Source organism: Mesobacillus subterraneus (assembly GCF_003937825.1).
In the GTDB taxonomy this organism is placed as follows: Bacteria; Bacillota; Bacilli; order Bacillales; family Cytobacillaceae; genus Mesobacillus; species Mesobacillus subterraneus.
Genome location: NZ_RSFW01000009.1, coordinates 88,443 through 108,698 on the forward strand (window position 1 = coordinate 88,443; position 20,256 = coordinate 108,698).

The 20,256-nt window shown below is 43.1% G+C and carries 23 protein-coding genes; all 23 read right to left on the reverse strand.

Annotated features, from left to right (window positions below; translation table 11 throughout):
* Positions 1-6: 6 nt before the first annotated feature.
* The 23 genes from EJA10_RS05995 to trmFO all read right to left on the reverse strand — a co-directional run bounded on the left by EJA10_RS05995 (position 7) and on the right by trmFO (position 19,662).
* Entirely contained in the window at positions 7-369 is a 363-nt protein-coding gene (locus EJA10_RS05995; RefSeq protein WP_125479107.1) for a response regulator, read from the reverse strand.
* An 18-nt stretch (positions 370-387) separates the two neighbouring features.
* On the reverse strand, positions 388-1,650 hold the full coding sequence (fliY, locus tag EJA10_RS06000) for a flagellar motor switch phosphatase FliY (RefSeq protein WP_125479108.1): 1,263 nt from the start codon (positions 1,648-1,650) through the stop codon (positions 388-390).
* A complete protein-coding gene (fliM, locus tag EJA10_RS06005; protein WP_125479109.1) occupies positions 1,637-2,638 on the reverse strand; it encodes a flagellar motor switch protein FliM in 1,002 nt (333 codons plus the stop codon). The genes fliY and fliM overlap by 14 nt, the downstream gene beginning before the upstream one ends.
* Positions 2,639-2,679: 41 nt before the next feature.
* Entirely contained in the window at positions 2,680-3,108 is a 429-nt protein-coding gene (fliL, locus tag EJA10_RS06010; RefSeq protein ID WP_125479110.1) for a flagellar basal body-associated protein FliL, read from the reverse strand.
* The gene (locus tag EJA10_RS06015; protein WP_125479111.1) at positions 3,095-3,319 is read right to left on the reverse strand and encodes a flagellar FlbD family protein; all 225 of its coding nucleotides are present in this window, start codon (positions 3,317-3,319) and stop codon (positions 3,095-3,097) included. The genes fliL and EJA10_RS06015 overlap by 14 nt, the downstream gene beginning before the upstream one ends.
* A gap of 54 nt (positions 3,320-3,373) precedes the next feature.
* Positions 3,374-4,561, reverse strand: a complete 1,188-nt coding sequence (locus tag EJA10_RS06020) for a flagellar hook protein FlgE (RefSeq protein ID WP_125479112.1) — start codon at positions 4,559-4,561, stop codon at positions 3,374-3,376.
* Positions 4,562-4,643: 82 nt separating this feature from the next.
* Positions 4,644-5,033: a TIGR02530 family flagellar biosynthesis protein gene (locus tag EJA10_RS06025; RefSeq protein WP_125479113.1), complete on the reverse strand. Its 390-nt coding sequence runs from the start codon at positions 5,031-5,033 to the stop codon at positions 4,644-4,646.
* A gap of 18 nt (positions 5,034-5,051) precedes the next feature.
* Positions 5,052-5,681 carry a flagellar hook assembly protein FlgD gene (flgD, locus tag EJA10_RS06030; RefSeq protein WP_125479114.1) on the reverse strand — a complete coding sequence of 210 codons (630 nt, stop codon included), beginning with the start codon at positions 5,679-5,681 and terminating at the stop codon, positions 5,052-5,054.
* Positions 5,682-5,693: 12 nt separating this feature from the next.
* Positions 5,694-6,920, reverse strand: coding sequence for a flagellar hook-length control protein FliK (locus EJA10_RS06035; RefSeq protein ID WP_125479115.1), 1,227 nt, complete (start codon positions 6,918-6,920; stop codon positions 5,694-5,696).
* Positions 6,921-6,951: 31 nt separating this feature from the next.
* Positions 6,952-7,551 (reverse strand): MotE family protein, encoded by a 600-nt coding sequence (locus EJA10_RS06040; protein ID WP_125479116.1) that lies wholly within the window; start codon positions 7,549-7,551, stop codon positions 6,952-6,954.
* Positions 7,552-7,555: 4 nt separating this feature from the next.
* Entirely contained in the window at positions 7,556-8,002 is a 447-nt protein-coding gene (fliJ, locus tag EJA10_RS06045; RefSeq protein WP_125479117.1) for a flagellar export protein FliJ, read from the reverse strand.
* A gap of 8 nt (positions 8,003-8,010) precedes the next feature.
* Positions 8,011-9,324 (reverse strand): flagellar protein export ATPase FliI, encoded by a 1,314-nt coding sequence (fliI, locus tag EJA10_RS06050; protein WP_125479118.1) that lies wholly within the window; start codon positions 9,322-9,324, stop codon positions 8,011-8,013.
* A 2-nt stretch (positions 9,325-9,326) separates the two neighbouring features.
* The gene (gene fliH / locus EJA10_RS06055) at positions 9,327-10,094 is read right to left on the reverse strand and encodes a flagellar assembly protein FliH (RefSeq protein ID WP_125479119.1); all 768 of its coding nucleotides are present in this window, start codon (positions 10,092-10,094) and stop codon (positions 9,327-9,329) included.
* A complete protein-coding gene (gene fliG / locus EJA10_RS06060) occupies positions 10,078-11,094 on the reverse strand; it encodes a flagellar motor switch protein FliG (protein WP_125479120.1) in 1,017 nt (338 codons plus the stop codon). The genes fliH and fliG overlap by 17 nt, the downstream gene beginning before the upstream one ends.
* Positions 11,095-11,105: 11 nt before the next feature.
* A complete protein-coding gene (gene fliF, locus EJA10_RS06065; RefSeq protein ID WP_125479121.1) occupies positions 11,106-12,698 on the reverse strand; it encodes a flagellar basal-body MS-ring/collar protein FliF in 1,593 nt (530 codons plus the stop codon).
* Positions 12,699-12,776: 78 nt separating this feature from the next.
* Positions 12,777-13,055 (reverse strand): flagellar hook-basal body complex protein FliE, encoded by a 279-nt coding sequence (gene fliE, locus EJA10_RS06070; RefSeq protein ID WP_484177330.1) that lies wholly within the window; start codon positions 13,053-13,055, stop codon positions 12,777-12,779.
* Positions 13,056-13,102: 47 nt separating this feature from the next.
* A complete protein-coding gene (gene flgC, locus EJA10_RS06075) occupies positions 13,103-13,552 on the reverse strand; it encodes a flagellar basal body rod protein FlgC (protein ID WP_125479122.1) in 450 nt (149 codons plus the stop codon).
* Positions 13,553-13,554: 2 nt separating this feature from the next.
* Positions 13,555-13,950 carry a flagellar basal body rod protein FlgB gene (gene flgB, locus EJA10_RS06080; RefSeq protein WP_125479123.1) on the reverse strand — a complete coding sequence of 132 codons (396 nt, stop codon included), beginning with the start codon at positions 13,948-13,950 and terminating at the stop codon, positions 13,555-13,557.
* A 544-nt stretch (positions 13,951-14,494) separates the two neighbouring features.
* Positions 14,495-15,274, reverse strand: coding sequence for a GTP-sensing pleiotropic transcriptional regulator CodY (codY, locus tag EJA10_RS06085; RefSeq protein WP_125479124.1), 780 nt, complete (start codon positions 15,272-15,274; stop codon positions 14,495-14,497).
* Positions 15,275-15,405: 131 nt separating this feature from the next.
* A complete protein-coding gene (hslU, locus tag EJA10_RS06090) occupies positions 15,406-16,809 on the reverse strand; it encodes an ATP-dependent protease ATPase subunit HslU (RefSeq protein ID WP_125479125.1) in 1,404 nt (467 codons plus the stop codon).
* 19 nt (positions 16,810-16,828) lie between these two features.
* A complete protein-coding gene (hslV, locus tag EJA10_RS06095; RefSeq protein ID WP_125479126.1) occupies positions 16,829-17,371 on the reverse strand; it encodes an ATP-dependent protease subunit HslV in 543 nt (180 codons plus the stop codon).
* Between the two features lie 20 nt (positions 17,372-17,391).
* Positions 17,392-18,294 (reverse strand): tyrosine recombinase XerC, encoded by a 903-nt coding sequence (gene xerC, locus EJA10_RS06100; protein WP_125479127.1) that lies wholly within the window; start codon positions 18,292-18,294, stop codon positions 17,392-17,394.
* A 60-nt stretch (positions 18,295-18,354) separates the two neighbouring features.
* A complete protein-coding gene (gene trmFO / locus EJA10_RS06105; RefSeq protein WP_125479128.1) occupies positions 18,355-19,662 on the reverse strand; it encodes an FADH(2)-oxidizing methylenetetrahydrofolate--tRNA-(uracil(54)-C(5))-methyltransferase TrmFO in 1,308 nt (435 codons plus the stop codon).
* Positions 19,663-20,256: the final 594 nt, after the last annotated feature.

Below are 20,256 nucleotides of genomic sequence, written 5' to 3' on the forward strand. Positions count from 1 at the left end.
AATTCATTAGCTAAGTGTTTTTGAGATCGCTTCTATCACTCGGTCTGCCTGGAATGGTTTCACGATGAAGTCCTTTGCACCTGCCTGGATCGCATCGATGACCATAGCCTGCTGTCCCATTGCTGAACACATGATGACCTTCGCATTTGGGTTGATTTTTTTGATTTCCTTCAACGCCGTGATGCCGTCCATTTCGGGCATCGTGATATCCATAGTCACCAGGTCAGGCTGGAATTCTTTATATTTTTCTAGTGCCTGCTGGCCATCCGCCGCTTCTGCCACGACTTCAAAACCGTTTTTCGTTAAAATATCCTTTATCATCATTCTCATGAAAGCCGCATCATCTACGACTAAAATTTTGTTCGCCATTGGATTTCCTCCTGTAGATTATTTCAATTTTTTTATGCGATCGCTTTGGCTGATGATATCTGTTACACGTACTCCAAAATTCTCATCGATGACCACTACTTCACCCTGGGCAATCAATCGATTGTTCACCAGGATATCTACAGGTTCACCTGCCAATTTATCGAGCTCGATGATTGAACCTGAACCAAGTTCCAAAATATCTTTTACCGATCGTTTCGTCCTTCCTAACTCAACAGTGACCTGCAGTGGAATATCAAGCAGCATATCAAGGTTCTTAGTTTCTGCCTGCTGCGGCTGGAAAGAATCGAAACTCGAGAATACAGCCGGCTGTACAGTAGGCTGCGCTCCGGTCATCACATTGCCAAAATGCTGTGGTCCGGTTTGCATAGGCTGCTGGTTATACCCTTGACCATTCATGAAGGACTGCTGAGCAGGCTGCTGGTAGTAATAAGCTTCCTGGTGCTGCGGGTATGGCATCTGCTGCTGGATTGGCTCCTGCTGGGCCAAATTTTGCTGTTCTTGTTGCAGGCTTTGGTGCTGTTGTTCAACCTGAGGCATTTGTGGTACTTCCACCTCAGCTTGTGCTGACTGCGATGCTCCAGGGTTCAACAACTCATCAACAAGGCTTTTCGCGAATGTTACTGGCAATAGCTGCATAATATTCGAATCTATCAGATTACCGATTTTAAGCGAGAATGAAACTTTCACCAGGAAGTCATCTTCAGGGATTGTTTCTGTTCCTTCACCCTCGGCAACATTTAATAGATTAATATTAGGCGGTGAAATATCCACCCTTTTACTGAAAACAGTCGACATGGAAGTAGCCGCTGACCCCATCATCTGGTTCATCGCTTCCTGTACGGCACTCAATTGGATTTCATCCAGCAAATCCCTCGGGTTGAGGCCATCGCCTCCAAGCATCAAATCCGCAATGATTGCTGCATCCCGTTGTTGAATGACCAGCATGTTGCTGCCAATGAAACCTTCTGTGTAATGTACCTGGACAGCAACATAAGGATCCGGGAACTCATCTTCTAGCTTTGATTTGTGCACAACGGTAACCGTTGGAGTATTGATTTCTACCTTTTGGTTCAACAAAGTGGATAATGCTGTTGCTGAGCTTCCGAATGAAATATTTCCTATTTCACCAAGAGCGTCCCTTTCCATAAATGAAAAATAATCATCGACATTAATAGTGCTTTCTGTTTCTTCCGCTTCATCAGAAGTTCCTTTTAGAAGCGCATCAATTTCATCTTGAGATAACATATCATCGCTCACCATCTTCGTCTCCCCCCTTGAATGTATCTAACACTTGGATGGCTAATTTTTTGTTAAGTTTCCCTGGCTGGCCAACAAATTTAGGGATATTACCGACTTTCAGCAGCAGAGGCTGATCAATCTGCTGGTTCAATTCAATCACATCGCCTATATCGAGCATCAAAAAGTCCTGGATCGATATTTCAGATGAACCAATTTCAGCAGTTATGGAAACATCAGCCTTTTGGATTTCACTCTGCAGCACTGAATTTTCGAGTGGCAAGCTTTGCTTTTTATCCGATTGCATCCAATACTTCACTGAAAGTTTCGGAATGATCGGCTCTAGTACAACATGCGGGATGCACATATTAATCATGCCGCTCGCCTCACCGATAGTGGTATTCAATGAAATGACCACGACCGTTTCATTTGGCGACACCATTTGTAAAAATTGCGGATTGATTTCAAACTCCGACAGCTGCGGATCAATATCGGATATGGAACTCCAGGCCTCCCTGAAGTTCTCAAATGCCTTTTCAAACATATTCGACATGATCCTGGTCTCGATTTCTGTCAGACTCTCCACTTTATTATGGCTTGTGCCTTTTCCTCCGAGAAGCCTGTCCATCATCGCATACGCAATGTTCGGATTTACCTCCATCAGGATTCTTCCTTCAAGAGGTTCAACATCAAAGACATTCAATATTGTCATCTTCGGGATGGAGCGAATGAACTCCTCATATGGAATCTGGTCTGCTGAAGCAACAGTGATATTCACATATGTTCTTAACTGGGCAGAGAAAAAGGTGGTCAAGAGCCTGGCAAAGTTCTCATGAATACGGGTCAGGCTGCGGATCTGGTCTTTTGAAAAACGAAGCGCCCTTCTAAAATCATAAACTTTGACTCTCTTTTCTACCTGTTCCTTCTTTAATTCATCTGCATCCATCTCTCCTGTAGAAAGGGCGGATAACAGGGCATCAATCTCACTTTGCGATAAAACCTCTCCCGACATTCTCTTCACCTCCATACGATTACGATTATTTAGTTATGCGGTTACTGGAGGATAGAACCTGTGATATAGACCTTTTTGACTTTTCCATCTTGCATCAGGTCATTGATCTTCGACTTGAGAGTATCTTCGAGGTTCATCTTGCCTTCCTTGCCTTGCAGTTCTTCCGCTTTTTTCTCGGAGAGTTCATAAATAATCAGGTTTTTGACCTGAAAATCTCTTTTTTCCAACTCTTCCTTGGCTTTTTTGCTATCTGTTTCGATTTTAAATGATATTTTGATAAAATCATTCGATGCAAGGTTCGTCGTTACTTCAGGAATATCCACTGAAGCTTCCAACACCTTTTCAATGCTTGGTTCTTTTTCACCATCCGCATCAGTGAGCTTCATGACAGCAACAACTGATACTGTCCCCACGAGCAAAATAGCAACTAGCATGACCGTCATAATCATTACCAGCTTATTGTTCTTCATGATCTCGTTCCTCCAACACTCGCCCTCCAAGAAGGCCGACACTCTGATAAAATTCTTTAATCATATTGTTCACTTCAGCTTCGCTCTCCTTCACCACATACTTACGGCCATTCGTAAGTGTAATGGTCGTATCTGGAAAGGCTTCCACTGTTTCAATAAAAATAGAATTGATACTGAATGATTTCCCATTTAATTTCGTCACACTTATCACAATAAATCACAGGGGCTAAAAGCATTATACTTTCAGCCCTGCTCCTCTCTTAGTCTATCGTTTTAGGTTTACGAGCTCTTGGAGGATTTCATCAGAAGTTGTAATGATTCTTGTGTTCGCCTGGAACCCACGCTGAGCAGTGATCATTTCCGTGAATTCTTCAGAAAGATCCACGTTTGACATTTCAAGTGCCCCCGACGCAATAGAACCGCGACCTTCACCAGGAACATTGATATTAGCCGTACCAGAGTTAACTGACTCCTGGAAAGTATTGTTCCCCACCTTGGAAAGACCAGATGGATTGCTGAACTTAGCAAGCGCCAATTGACCTAATGTCAAAACCAGACCATTTGAGAAAACTCCATTGATTTCTCCAGTAGAACCGATATTGAAGCTTTCCAGTGCTCCTTGTGTGTTTCCGTCTGGGTATGCGTTGGCGTCCATGCTGCCGCCGTTCTTAGTGAGCTGGTCAAGTGGAATATTTACAGTAATGGTTTTTGTTCCACCCAGGCCATCACTTACTGTTAAATCGAAACCTGATATTACCGTGTCTCTACCAACTGTAATAGTCCTACTTTGCGGCGCCACTGTAGTGGATTTATCTTCAAATGCTAAATTCCATTCCCCGTTTTGCGCGTTGACTGGTTTGATTGTTAAATCAATGACATGCTCCATGCCATCTCCATCAACCACTTTTATTTGCTGTAGGAGTTCTGAGTTACCTTTCGCATCTACAGGAAGGTTACCCTTCATAACTAATTGTGTAGTCTCCCTTGCAGGCAATAGCGCATTAACGTTAACAGTAATGTCTTCTAACTGACCGTTTTGATTATAGGACTGCACCTTCAACCCTTCACCCGTAACAAGTGTGCCATTATCATCTAGATAAAAGTTTCCGGCACGTGTATACATTTGGGATTGTCCTTGTTTTACAACGAAATAGCCATCGCCTGAAATGGCAAGGTCAAGTGCACGTCCTGTTGTTTGCAAGCTTGATTGGGTATCGATTGTATCGATGCTGGCGATCGTGGAGCCCAACCCAACCTGCATAGGGTTTTTTCCACCTTTATTTTGAGTGGCCGCGCTTGCACCTGAAATCGTTTGGTTCATCGTATCTTTAAACGTGACACGGCCTTTCTTAAAACCGTATGTATTTACGTTGGCAATGTTATTGCCGATTACATCAAGTTTGGTTTGGAAGTTTTTCATCCCACTGATTCCTGAATACATTGAACGAAGCATATTTTTTTACTCCTTCCTATTGTTGGGCTGCTTCAATCGGTCCACAGCCCAGGCCTCCGTAAAGGTCCAGCCCTTGAGTTTTTTAGTTTTCCATGACAATGGTTCCATTGATATTTGTAAAGATTTGTTCTGCTGCTTCTTGCCTGCCCATGGCAGTAATGACGGTATTATTTTTTGCACTTATTATAAGGGCTGCATCTCTCAACAGCACGAGTGAATCACTCACGCCCTTAGCTTTAGCCTGTTTCACTTTTTCCTCAATCCTGTTCCAGCGGTCCTGCGATATATCAATGCCCCGCTGTTCAAGACGGTCACTAGCATGCTTGCTGATCGTCAGTTTACTCTTTGCTTCGATCGCTGACTGAAGCTGCAAGGAAAAAGGTGTTTGCGCTAGTTGATTCGTTTTCACAGGCTTTTTATGGTTCCTGCTTACAGGCAGTGAATGAATCGGACTGAAATGCGTCTTATCCATTACACCACTTCCTTACATTCATTGAATTTTGGTAATCTGTGAAGATACGATGCTTGTAATATTCTCATCATCCAGTGAAAAAGATGTTTTTCCATTCTTAAAAGAAACCGACTGAACAACCGCTGTTTTCTCCTGTTTGTTTCCATCCAGGTAAGTGATTGTTTTGCCAATCAGCATGCTGGCCTGAAGCATATTGTTCTCACTTGATTCCTCGTTAATTTGCGATATATTGCCTGGTTGCAGAATAGTTCCATCCTCAAGAACAAACGCAACGGTATCCTGTTTAAATTGGAGCGAGGCTACTTTTCCAGTGCCTTCCTTTACCGTTTCAGTACCGTTTGAAGATTCGATTTTGTGCCAGGTTATTTCCTTGCCTACAAACTGACTGTATGAAATCATTTTGTTTTGCTGCTCAGCCTGTACAAAACGGTCAATCGATTTCCCCATATTCGTGATTTGCTCCAGCGTGGAAAATGTCGCCATTTGAGCAATGAAATCTTTGTCCTGCATTGGATTCAACGGATCCTGGTTCTGAAGCTGAGTCATGAGGATTTTCAGGAAATCATCTTTTCCCAGTATATCTGAACCTGTTTTCCGGTCTTTTTGAAGGTTCGATAGCAAGTATGAAGAATTTATTGTATTTACCATGTATTACTGCTCCTATGCTTCAGTATTCAGCAGGGCTTCCTCAAAGGTAACGGTAAAGTCTCCTTTTTCTTCTTTTCTTTCCTGTTCCTGCTCCGGTTGCCTTTGCTGCTGTTGAGAATCCCTGTTCAAGAACCTTTCCTGCTGAGTCCCCTGCTGTGTGACTTCAATTCTGTCAACGGAGATATTTTGAGCTGCAAATGCCTGTTTGAGTCCATTGATCTGTGATTCCAGCGTATCCTTCGCTGTCCCTGTAGATGTTATGATCCTTGCCATCATCGTTTGGTCTTTCTGGAAAAGTTCGACCCTTATACTCCCCAGGTGCTCAGGGAATAATTTTATGAACAATTTTTGTGTTCCACCGCTGTTCATGAATTGCGATTTCGCAAGGATTGATTCGAATTGCTTCATTAATTGCTCAACTGATACAGGTTTTTCCGGGTTATTCATCATTAAGGTCAGCTGCTCACCCTTTGTCATATGAGGCAGGAAGGAAACTGTCCCTGCAGGACCTTCAGCCTTCAAGCTTGAACCTGAGTCTACTGAACTAGCAGTTTCAGATAATATTACTTTTTTTGCAGAAAATATGTTTAATTCTTTCGCCACCTGGGTAAAACGATTTTGGAGAGCTTCCGTTTGGATATTGTTTTTCATCTGGGTCCTTAAGGCTTCGGTCAGATGACTAAGCGATTCCTTCAAGGAAACAAGATTCTTCGCCTCCTGGCCATCAGCATATCTTGTCAGCATTTCATATAGTTTCAATACTTTTACTGACTGAATATCATCTTTACCAAGTTTTAAGAAAGGATCATTCTGTTGCAGTCGTGCGATCTCATGAAGAGAAGCAGCCAGCGATGCGATTAACTCATCATCAGTGTTCGGCTTTCCAGTCTCGTTGCTGCCAGCCCATTTTTGCAAAAAAAGGAGCAGGTCTTCCTTTCTTCCGCCTAAAGCTTCCAAAGCACTTGAAAGGACCTCTTCAGGGTTTGATACAGCAGCGTCAATCAGCTTCAGACCATCTTCCATTTCTAAAAGGTCTGCTAAATTTAAGAATTCCATTAGTTCACTAATGTTTTCGGGTAATGCACCATTATTGCCAATGCCAACAGAGCTGGTTTCTTTATTGCCGCTCATGAGCGCGGCCATCATGCCTGCAAATCCGAATGAATTCCCCTCTTTCGTTGGAGCTGCCTGTTTTCCCATGGCTGCTGCATTGAAAAAGCCAAGACTTCCTATTTCCATGTTTTCACCCCCTTTCAAATTTTAAGTGCTATTAGTTGCTGCTCGATTCATTCGTCAGTAATTCTGTATACTTCGCCGCTTCTTCTGCTGGCATCTTTTCCATAATAGCTGCTAGTGTTTCAGGTTTGATATTGGTCAGAATCTTGATTGCTTCAGCTGTTTCCATTTTTGTAATGATAGGAGCCGCGCTTTTGGCAGACATTGTTTCATATGTTTTGACTATCTCCCTGAAGGCTCGTTTGTTTTCTTCCTGTATCGCTGTCAGTTCCTCTATTTGGGCTTGGAGCTGTGCTTTTTCAAGTTCCATTCGTTTAAGCTGGGTATCCTTGCTCTCAATCTTCGACTGGAGTTGGTCCATTTTTGCTTCCCTGTCTTTTATTTCTGCTTTGAGGCTGATCACCTCATTTTCTATCTCTACTATGGAAGGCTTGTTCTCTTCTTTAACAATTGAAGATAGAAAAGGCATTTTCGCGCCAATGCTTTTGGCACTTTCAAAGATATTGATTCCTGCAAACGAAAGCACAATTAATGCCATGACAACTGCAAATAGAACTGGGATGACCACTACGCCTAAAAACCATTGGAACCTGCTTGCTTGCTTACTTTCCTTTTCTTCTAAATTCTGTCCCATTGAATCACCTAATTTCCCGGTTCATGTATTGCTGAATCGAGATTTCATCCATCATCCTGCTTTCTTCATACTTTTCATCAGCAAGAAATTGAAGATGGTCTTTCTCTTTGATTTTTTCATATTTTTTAACTTCCATATTCTTTTCCGTGAGTTGCAATTGTTGATAGTTCATGATATTCCTGGCATTCATCACTACCTTTTGGTAGTGTGCAATCGATTTTTCCAGATTGCCGATAAATTGTTGATGGTGTCTTATTTCCTGAACCGGCAACCCATTGAGCAAGCGGTCCAATTGAAAGGTTTCAATATCTTCTTTTTTCTTCAGAAGGTGATAAAGCCTGTCAGCTGCATCTTCAAACTTCTTGACTGAATCTTGGTAGATAACCTGAACTTCATCCTTCTCTCTTTCTTTAAGAGACAGGATTTTATCAAATTTAAATTGATAACGCATGTGAACCATCAGCCTTTCCTAACTAATTGCAGAAGTTCTTGAACACTTTGATTCATGGATACTTTCTCACTGGTACCTTGTTTCAGAAAGTTCAGGATTTGCGGGTATCTCATGATTGCTTCATCGATTTCAGCTGAAGAGCCTTTTTTATATGCTCCGATATTGATCAAATCCTCGGAATTCATATATGTACTTAATAATTCCCTCAATCTTTCGGCTGCCTTTACCTGATCCTCACTGACGATATTGTTCATGATACGGCTTATGCTTTTCAATACATTGACTGCAGGATACTGGCCTTTGTTTGCCAGCGCCCTGTCCAAAACGAAATGCCCATCCAGTATCCCTCTGACAGTGTCAGCAATCGGTTCATTCATATCGTCTCCATCGACAAGCACTGTATAGAACCCAGTAATGGAGCCAAACTCATTCGTGCCTGTTCTTTCAAGAAGCCTTGATAGAATCGCAAAGACAGAAGGTGTGTAGCCTTTTGTCGTAGGCGGTTCACCCACCGCAAGGCCAACCTCACGTTGTGCCATTGCTACACGTGTTACCGAATCCATCATCAGCATCACATTCAGGCCTTTATCTCGAAAATACTCAGCGATAGCCGTTGCAGTGTACGCACCTTTTATTCTCATGAGTGCAGGCTGGTCAGAAGTTGCAACAACAACAATCGATCGTTTCAATCCTTCAGGTCCCAAATCTCTCTCAATAAATTCCCTTACCTCTCGTCCTCGTTCGCCGATCAAGCCAATGACATTCAAGTCCGCGGTAGTGTTCCTTGCTATCATTCCAAGCAAGGTGCTTTTTCCAACACCACTGCCCGCAAAAATCCCGACACGCTGGCCATTGCCAACAGTCAAAAGACTGTCAATCATCCTGACGCCGACTTCAATAGGTTCAGAGATCGGCGGACGGCTCAATGGATTTGGAGGATCCTGCTCGGTTGGTACCGAAGCTAACCCTTTCGGAAGGCTGGACTTGTCCAAAGGAACTCCCAGCGAATCTACCACTTTTCCGATCAGTCCGGGACCAGCCTTGATTTCAAGAGGCTTCATTGTAGTTTCTACGAGACTCCCAGGTGAGATATCGTGTAGGGAGGTGTATGGCATCAAAATGACGTTCTCATCTTTGAAACCCACTACCTCTGCTTGTATTTTTCGTTTTTTCTTAGTACCAACATGAATGAAGCACACATCGCCAATTGAACTTTCAGGCCCCTGTGACTCGATCATCAAGCCTACCACTCTCTTTACGCGTCCATAACGCTTGAAGCTGTCTATATAGTCAACATGCCCTAACAATTCCTCGGCCTTCATTCTTATTCACTCTCCAACATTTCAAACAGCTTTTGTTTGATTTCTTCCAATTGGCTGTCCACAGTCGCGTCAATCCTGCCATTTTCAGATTCGATGAGACATGCCGTTTCGGGCAAATCATCATCCGGATAGATATAAAAATCGATTTCTTTTGGAAAAATCGCAATCAATTCCTCTTTTTGGGATAACAAGAATTGATAATGCCCTGGATGGACATGCAATTGAATGTCCTTATAGTCCCTCGCGTTCTTCAACGCTCTTTTCACAAGTGAAAAGAACCCTTCGTCTGCCGTTACCTTGTCACCAAGGATTTTTTCAGCGATTTTCACTCCCAGATCCAGGATGACTTTCTCGGAGGCTTCGATATGGTTTTGATAATCCCGTTTCGAAACATCTACCGTTTCCTGAGCAAAGCGTAGTAATTCCCGATATTCCTCGTACCCCCTGCTTTTGCCCTCCTGGTATCCCTGATCAAACCCAATCTGTTTCGCCTCTTCTGCTAATAAGGCTTTCTGCCGCTCCCATTCTTCCTTTTCCTGGAAAATGAGCCGCCGTGCGTATTCAGCTTCTTCTGAAGCTTTTGATAATATCCCCTCTGCTTCTTTTGCTGCCTGGCTCAAAATTCTGGTTCTTTCCTCTTCCGTTTGTGTAAAAACAGGTTGTCCTTCATTTTGTACCGAAGATTCCAGGAGCCTAATGGAAATGACCTTCTTATCAGCAGCGACTGTATTGCTGTGCTGTGACTTAATCAGCCTAGACAATAATATCATCTCCTCCGCCACGGGCGATGACAATCTCACCGGCTTCTTCCAGGCGTCTTATGATAGCTACAATCCTTGATTGCGCTTCTTCTACATCACGAAGCCTTACTGGTCCCATGAACTCCATTTCATCCTGGAAGGTCTCTACCATACGTTTAGACATGTTCTTAAAGACAATTTCTTTAACTTCATCACTTGATACTTTAAGAGCAAGCATGAGGTCTTCGTTTTCGCAGTCACGGATGACGCGCTGAATCGCACGGTTATCGAGTGTGACGATGTCTTCAAAGACAAACATCCTCTTTTTAATCTCTTCCGCAAGTTCAGGATCCTGGATCTCGAGGGCATCCAGTATGGTTCTTTCGGTCGCCCGATCCACCCCATTCAAGACATCAACAACTGCCTCGATACCGCCTGTTTGTGTATAATCCTGAGTTACGGTGGCTGATAGTTTCCTTTCAAGAATTTGCTCAACCTCATTGATGATCTCAGGAGACGTGCTGTCCATTACTGCAATCCTTCTTGCTATATCTGCCTGGACCTCCTGGGGCAACTCAGATAGAATTTGTCCTGCTTGCGCAGAATCTAAGTACGAAAGAATAAGTGCAATCGTTTGTGGATGCTCATTTTGGATGAAATTAAGAATTTGCCCAGCATCCGCTTTTCGTGCAAAATCAAATGGCCTTACCTGAAGTGAAGATGTCAGCCTGTTAATGATGACAGCTGCCTGATCTGATCCCAGGGCTTTTTCAAGGACTGTCTTTGCATAGCCAATCCCGCCTTGCGTAATATAATCCTGGGCCAGCGCGATATTGTGGAATTCTTCAAGGATTTCTTCCTTTGCCATAGAATCCACTTTCTTCACTCCGGATATTTCGAGCGTCAATTTCTCTATTTCCTCTTCACTTAAGTGCTTGTAGACCGAAGCTGAGACATCGGGCCCAAGTGAGATCAGGAGGATTGCTGCCTTTTGCTTTCCAGTAAGTTCTTTCTGGTCTTTTCTTGCCATAAATCCTCCTCCTACTCCTCGGAAATCCATGTCCGCAATAATTTTGCAAAATCCTCTGGCTTTTCCTTAGCCATTTTTTCCAGTTGTTTCTTTTTCATTGTGCCTTCTGTTTCAAATTCTTTATTTACATCCGGAACACGAATCGGTTCATACTTTTCTTCCATAACATACTCTTCTTCTGCCTGGTCTTTTCTCGAACGCATAAACAGGAACAAGAGAATCACAATTCCTGCCAGCAGAAGGCCGCCAATCAGATATACCCACCATGGAAGTTTTTCGACTACAGTATTTTCAAAAGTAACTTTTCCATTGAACGGCTGAACGGAAACGACGACTTTATCCTCGATCACTTCATCCGTAAGTTCTGTTCCAAGTGCCTGTTTGTCAATTGTTGTGCGGACAATCGTTCCGAGGATACGTGTAATGTCCTCAACCCTTTCCTGCGGCAAAGAATTTGGATCATCAGGAGTTGGCGGTTCAACCATTACCTGGATTCCTAAATCCCTGACCTTATAGGGGCTTTCCGTGATTTCCTTGCGGATCCGGCTGACCTCATTATTGATCGTTTCTTCTACTTTTTCGTAATCTCCGTTGCCGGTTGTGCCTTCAAGGTATTGGGCCCCAGTCGTTTCTCCCGGGTTTCCCCCTTCAGGCACACCGCCAGCTTGATCAGCATTACCTGTGAAGGTTTCTGTAATTCTCTGAGCGCTGATCGCTATTCCTTCCATATTTTCTTTATCAACTGGTTCAACGAGGTTTTCTTCTCTGTTTTCCTGGGTAAAGTCTACATCGGCAGTAACTGAAACTACGACCTTATCATGACCCATTAGAGTCCCAAGCATATTTTGAACCTGGCGCTGTACATCTCTCTCAATCTGCTGTTTGATCTGGTGCTGCGATGCAAAAGTAGCGCCGCTGGAATTTTTTTCATTTTTTAAATCAAAATACTCAAAGAACTGATTCATCATGACGATATTGTCTGTAGGAAGATTTGGAACACTTTTTGCAACGAGATGGTAAAGTGCAGTGATCTGCTCTTCCTTGAACTGGTACCCTGGACTCGTGTTAAGCACGATAGATGCTGATGCCTGTTCAGAACTATCATTCACGAAGATACCCTTTTCAGGAAGGTTGATCATGACCTTGGCGTCATTTACACCGTCAATCCCTTTCATCAAGTCCGCCAGCTCTGATTGCATTGCTTCAAGCTTCAGAACATTGAATTCATTGTCCGTCATGCCCATCCCAGCGTTCTGGCTGAAAAACGAATAGTCAATGCTTCCTGATTTCGGGATTCCTTCCGCTGCCAGTTCCACTTTCAAGCGGTCTACCGACTCCTCAGGAACAAGAATGGCCTTGCCCCCATCTGCAATCTCTGATTTAACACCTCTGGCATCAAGGCTTTCTTTAATATTTCCTGTCTCAGCTGGAGAAAGATTGCTGTAGAGAGGAACCAGGGAGGTCCTGGTAGCGAAGAAGGCTGTAAGGACAGCAACCGCCAATACAAAGAAAAGAGACGCACCAAGACCAATTTTCTGCTTTCTGGTGCGCCCTTGCCAGAAATCCTTCATTGTATGTATATACTTTTGAACGGTTTCTTTCATTTCAATCCCCCGGTTATTAAGTCTCTTCTTTTTATACAGCTAATAACCGATAAAATCATAGTTTTTAGCCAATTTCTATTAAACTTGCATCCTCATCATTTCCTGGTATGCCTCTATCACTTTGTTCCTAACCTCGAGCGTGGCCTGTAGTGTAATGCTGGCCTTTTGGCTCGTGATCATTACCTGATGGAGATCCACATTCTCGCCGCGCGCCAATTTATTGGTCATAACATCCGACTGAAGCTGGGCTTCATTTAAATTTTCAATTGATTTCTTAAGTACGGACGAAAAACTCTTTTGCGCTTCGTATGGTGTAGGTGTGGGAGTAGACACTTTTGCATCAAATGGCTTGACCATTTGACTGACAGAATTAATCCCAGTCGGGTTCATTTAGTTCGCTCTCCTTACTTTCCGATTTCAAGTGCTTTCATCATCATGCTCTTGGAAGCGTTGAATACCGTCACATTCGCTTCATAGGATCGAGTGGCACTTATTAGATCAACCATTTCCCTCAATGGATCAACATTAGGATAAGCCACATACCCTTCAGCATTTGCATCCGGATGTTCAGGATCATAAACCATTTTCAGGGGATTTTCCCTATCCTCAATGATTCTGCTGACTTTTACTCCGTTTCCTGCACCTGCATTCTCTGTTCTCCCCATTGCCTTATTCAAAAATGAAGAAAAGCTTCCTTCCTTTGGTTCGAGGACAACCATTTTCCTTCGGTATGGCTCTCCATTCACTCCGCGGGTAGAATCAACATTCGCCATATTGGAGGAAATCACATCCATTCTCAGCCGCTGTGCGGTCAGAGCAGATGCAGTTGTATTCATGCTATGAAAGATTGTCACGATTACTTTCCTCCTCGTATGACTGATTGAAGCGAATTGAACTTGCCATTAATTCTCTCGGTCAGTGCATTGTAATAAATTTGATTGGCTGCGAGGTCGGCCATTTCTTTATCCAAATCGACACTGTTTCCATTTTCGTTGTAATTCACATTTTGCTTTGTGATCGTTCCAGATGAACGGCCCATCCTGCTGCTGAAATCATAGTGCCGGGCATCGGATCTATTTGCTTGAAAGGACTGCCCCATCGCCTGCTCGAATACTGCTTTAAATGAAACATCCTTTGCTTTGTAATTGGGGGTATCAACATTTGCGATATTCTGCGATATGACCTTTTGTTTGGCAGAAGAATAGTTCAACGCATGTTCGAGAGTTGATACTGTATTAGAAAACAACTTCAATCTTTGCACCTCTCTCAATTGCCACACTGGATTATTTTGCTGAATTTTGTAATTCCTTGCTGAATTTCGTCATTATAGTCCTAATTGTAAAGAATCTGAAATAATCTGTCTATGTACTTTCGGTTAATTTTTGTCGTGCATAGTGCCTATTTTTTAAAACAGTTCAAAAGACCTATAACTTTACTAAATTTTATATTTTTATTAAAAAAAGCCATATTAATGTAAACCATTTATAGAAAACTAGTTAAAAGGTCATGGTTTTTATCGTAGTAATAACTTCCAACAAGGTTATATGGCCTATTATTAAAGTTAATAATTTCCAGTCTTGTCATTATTCATTTCTCCTCAAGCGTCCATCTCAAAGCACCCATGTAAAATTAGAGAAATGAATTTGTAACATTACTAAATTGTTAAATCACTGGGTTTTGTTATTTCTTCATAACTTTTTTCTATGCTTACAATCTTATTTTTGTGGAGTTGAGATCATTAAGATTCTTAACAATAAAAAAACCGCTGGAATCAAATCCAGCGGTTTTTCATTTATTTAGTTGCTTTTCAGCTTTTCAAGTTCAAACAAGAACTTGTCATTCAATACTTTGATATATGTTCCTTTCATACCAAGGGAACGGGATTCGATTACGCCTGCACTCTCGAGCTTGCGAAGCGCGTTTACGATCACAGAACGTGTGATGCCGACTCTGTCAGCGATTTTTGACGCTACAAGCAGGCCTTCCTTGCCGTTTAGTTCTTCAAAAATATGTTCAATTGCTTCCAGTTCACTGTATGACAGAGAACTGATTGCCATTTGGACAACCGCTTTGCTGCGTGCTTCGTCTTCAATTTCTTCAGCCTTTTCACGAAGGATTTCCATCCCTACAACTGTTGCACCGTATTCAGCAAGAATCAGGTCATCATCATGGAATTGCTCTTCGAGGCGAGCCAGGATCAATGTTCCAAGCCGCTCACCGCCACCGATGATCGGCACGATTGTTGTGAGGCCATTCTTGAACAAGTCTCTGTTTTCTACAGGGAATGCTGTATACTCACTGTTAACATCAAGGTTTGAAGACGTCTCCTGGATGTTGAAGAGATTCTTTGTATACTCTTCAGGGAACTGGCGGTCCTCCAGCATTTTTACCATGCGCTCATTCTCGATTTGCTGGTTGATAGCGAAGCCCAGCAGTTTACCACGACGGCTGACAACAAAAATGTTGGCTTCGATTACTTCGCTTAGGGTTTCTGACATTTCTTTAAAGTTTACCGGTTTGCCGGCAGCTTTTTGGAGCAGGGCATTAATTTTTCTAGTTTTTGATAGTAAGTCCATTATTTCTTCCTCCTATTTGCTTCAACAAAACATACATTTTATTTCAATCAATTGGCCTTGTTTCTTTACTCAAGCACAATAGGCAGCCTTTATTTGTCTACCCTATTGCGTATGTGTTAAAACGATAAACCTTATAATATGAACTGGCTCAGGTCCTTATTTCTTGATATCGCACCCAGCTTTTCCTCTACATATTGCGGAGTGATCGCAACCTTCTCCAAGTTAATATCCGGCGCTTCGTAGCTGAGATCCTCAAGAAGCTTCTCCAGGATTGTCTGCAGCCTTCTGGCTCCGATATTGTCGGTATTCTGGTTCACTTCATAAGCAACTTCAGCTATCTTACGAATAGCATCGTCAGAAAATTCAATTTGTATACCTTCTGTTTCCAATAAAGCTTGATATTGCTTCGTAAGTGCGTTATCAGGCTCAACAAGGATTCTGTAAAAGTCTTCGACAGTCAGTTTCGTCAGCTCTACGCGGATTGGGAAACGCCCTTGCAATTCAGGTATCAAATCAGACGGCTTTGCCATATGGAAAGCTCCTGCAGCGATAAATAGAATATGGTCGGTTTTCACTGGGCCATATTTTGTATTGACGGTTGAACCTTCAACTACGGGAAGGATATCCCTTTGCACGCCCTCGCGCGAGACATCCGCACTGGAACTGCCGGTATTCTTGCTGGCAATCTTATCGATTTCATCGATGAAGATAATGCCTGCCTGTTCAGCACGTGCAGTAGCCTCCTGTGTTACTTCATCCATATCAATCAGCTTTTGAGCCTCTTCATTGATCAGCACTTTTCTTGCCTCACGGACAGGCAGCTTGCGTTTCTTCCGTTTTTTTGGCATAAGGCCGCCTAAAGCGTCCTGCATATTCATACCCATTTGTTCCATCCCTGAGCCCTGGAGCATGTCAAACATGGACGGAACCTGCTCTTCGACTTCTACCGTTACCATTTCATCTTCAAGTTCGCCAAGATCCAGCTTTTGCTTAATAATCTTGCGTTTTTCATATAAACCCAGATCTTCAGCCTGTGTATTCTCTTGTTCAGGCTGCTGTCCTCCGCCAAAAAGCATTTCCAATGGATTTTTATAATTCACCGATTTCTTTGCCGAAGGAACAAGCAACTCGACAAGACGACGATTCGCGTTTTCTTCTGCAGGTTCTTTAACACGCTGCATTTTCTCTTCTTTGACGAGTCTGATTGATGTTTCAACCAGATCCCTGACCATTGACTCTACATCCCTGCCTACATATCCGACTTCAGTGAACTTGGTTGCTTCGACCTTTACAAACGGAGCACCAACAAGCTTTGCCATCCTTCTTGCAATTTCAGTTTTACCTACCCCTGTTGGACCAATCATCAAAATATTTTTTGGAATGACTTCATCTCTGATGTTTTCAGCGAGCAAGCCCCTGCGGTATCTGTTTCTTAGAGCTACTGCAACAGCTTTTTTAGCATCTTTCTGGCCGACAATATATTGATCCAGCCGTTCCACGATTTGCCTTGGAGTTAAACTTGTCGTTTGTTTCACACCCACCACTCCTTTTCCGTTACAGTTCTTCCACAATGATATTGTGGTTTGTGTAGACACAAATGTCAGCAGCAATTTCCAAAGATGATTTTGCGATTTCCTTTGCGGTTAGATGTTCACCAGCATATTGCTTTAACGCCCGGCCGGCAGACAGAGCATAATTCCCGCCTGAACCGATCGCCAAAATACCGTCATCAGGCTCGATGACTTCTCCGGTACCAGAAATCAGCAGCATATCCTGGTCATTCATGACAATCAGCATGGCTTCAAGCCTTCTAAGGACTTTGTCACTTCGCCACTGTTTCGCCAGTTCGACAGCCGCCCTCTGAAGATTACCGTTGAACTCCTCGAGTTTCCCTTCAAACATTTCGAATAAGGTGAACGCATCCGCTACGGAACCTGCGAATCCTGCTATCACTTTACCATTAAACAACTTGCGGACCTTTTTGGCTGTATGTTTCATCACTACAGCATTCCCAAAGGTTACCTGACCATCTCCTGACATAGCGCATTGGCCTTTATGCTGAACAGCAAATATCGTTGTAGCGTGGAATTCTGACATATTTTCGTCCTCCTTCTGGCTTATGCCCTCGGGTGATGTGACATATAGATATTGCGTAAATGCTCTTTCGTTACATGAGTGTACACTTGCGTCGAAGACAAAAACGCATGGCCGAGCAGCTCCTGGACCGTCCTCATATCTGCTCCATTGCTCATCATATGGGTGGCAAATGAGTGGCGCAATTTATGGGGATGGATTTTCCCGGTCAACGCAGATTGATCGATCAATTTATTCAGCACGTCCCTGATTCCCCTGTCGGTCAGCGGTCCGCCCCTGAAATTGATGAACAGTTGGCCGTGGTCGTCCTTATCTTTCAGCAATTCAGGTCTTCCATTCTTTATGTAGTCCTCAAGTGCGTCATGGGCAAAACTGCCGAAAGGCACATACCTTTCTTTTTTCCTTTTACCATGAACTAAAACAGTGGACAAAGAAAAATCTATGTCCCTCATGTGAATTTTGCAGCATTCACCAACACGAATCCCTGTAGCATAAAGCAGCTCCAAAAGTGCTTTATTCCTTTTTCCTAAGGCAGTTTCCGTTTCGCAGGCCTGGAATAGCTGTGCGAGTTCTTCTTCATAAAAAAAATCAGGCAACCGCTTTTCCAGTTTTGGAATCGACACAAGGGAAAAAGGATTATCCTCTACGATTCTTTCTCGAAGCAGGAACTTGTAGAAACTGCGCATGCAAGAAATCTTACGGGCTACCGATTTCCGTGATAACTGCTGCTCGAACAAATTTGTAAGGTAAATCCTTGTATCAGAGTATTCAACATCATCTAAATGATCCAATCCTTGTTCAGACATGAACAAAAAAAATTCCCTAATATCATGTTGATAATGTTCAATTGTATATTGTGAGTAATTTTTCTCAATTTGTAAATATTCTATAAATAACTTTAAAGAATTGTTCACATTTTGTTCCATCTTATCACCTCACAAGGGCTACTAAATAGTATCATATTTATATAGCCCTCGCAATAGAAATTACAAATTTTTCACAAATTTCTGAATTGTTCCCAATGCTCTGGAAGCATGCTTCTCGTTGCGTTCTTGCTTGCCCTTGATCTTTTCAGGCAGCTCTGGGAAAAGTCCAAAGTTCGCGTTCATCGGCTGGAAGTTTTTCGCGCTTGTCGTCGTGATATATCGTGCCATGCTTCCCATTGCCGTTTCATGAGGGAAGTCAACCGGCTCTTCTCCAGCAACCAGACGTGCCGCATTGATACCGGCAACCAATCCGCTTGCTGCAGATTCCACATACCCTTCAACACCTGTCATCTGTCCTGCAAAGAAAAGGTCTTCCCTGTTCCTGAACTGATACGTCGCCTTCAATACTTTCGGAGAATTGATGAACGTATTGCGGTGCATGACACCATAGCGGACAATCTCAGCGTTTTCCAGACCGGGGATCAGTCGGAGCACTTCTTTCTGCGGTCCCCATTTTAGATGCGTCTGGAAGCCAACAATATTGTAAAGAGTTCCTGCAGCATCATCCTGGCGCAGCTGCACGACTGCAAATGGTCGCTTCCCTGTCTTCGGATCTTCAAGGCCAACCGGCTTCATAGGGCCGAACAGCATCGTCTTTCTTCCTCTTTGTGCCATGACTTCAATAGGCATGCATCCTTCAAAGAAAATTTCTTTTTCGAATTCCTTAAGCGGGACAGTTTCAGCTGCAATCAGCGCTTCATAAAAACGGTCGAATTCTTCCTCTGTCATCGGACAGTTAAGGTATGCCGCTTCCCCTTTATCATATCTGGACTTAAGGTAAACCTTATTCATGTCGATGCTGTCTTTTTCGATGATTGGTGCTGCAGCGTCATAGAAATATAAATATTCCTCGCCCGTAAGCTCTTTTAATTGCTGAGACAAGGCTGGACTGGTCAATGGTCCGGTCGCAATAATGGTAGGTCCTTCTGGTATTTCAGTGATTTCTTCATTAATTACGGTGACGTTGGGATGTTCTTTTACAGATTTAGTGACATGTGCAGCGAATTCATGGCGGTCTACTGCCAGCGCACCGCCTGCCGGCACTGCGCAAGCATCAGCAGCGCCGATGATGACAGAGTTCAGCTTGCGCATCTCTTCCTTCAATACTCCTACCGCATTCGTTAACGTGTTTGCACGCAATGAGTTGCTGCATACAAGCTCCGCAAATTTATCTGTATGGTGAGCAGGTGTTTGCTTGACCGGCCTCATTTCATAAAGTCTGACCTTAATGCCTCGCTCAGCAAGCTGCCATGCAGCTTCACTTCCCGCCAATCCGGCACCAACGACATTTACAATTGCTTCTGTCATTTTTATTTCCTCCAGTAACTAATATGATTGTCTATTGTGATCAGGTGTGTTCGCTCAAGTATTCAATATAAAGCCACAGCCTATTCCAAAAGCTCTATTATACCATTTGCATTTACATAAATCTTCTATTATATAAGCCATTCTGGTCAACTTCATTGCTTTTTAACAATTAAGCTCTGTTAATTTGGCTGTTGATTTCCGTTCCAGGCGCTTCGCTTTCCGCGGGCTGGCGGTGAGCCTCCTCGCCGCCGTTGGCGTCTGCGGGGTCTCACCTGTCCAGCTGATCCCGCAGGAAATTTGCTTCCTCGAACCTGCCCACGCACGATGGAAAGGCGTCAGCATTTTCGGAGGAGTCTAAGCGCCTTCCACTACAATCAACAGGTGAATATCAAAAATTGTCTTTAACAGAGCCTACATATATGTAATTAAAGCCATTTCTGGACAAAGATCTATTCTACCTTACTTTACCCTGATACTTGTATCATTTTGCACTTTCCTTTACGAAAAAGAAAGAAAAAAGTTTCAAAAAAGATGAGAAGTGCGGCAAAAGATCATCATTTTTAGAATGACTATTAAGCAGCTGCCTTATTGTGA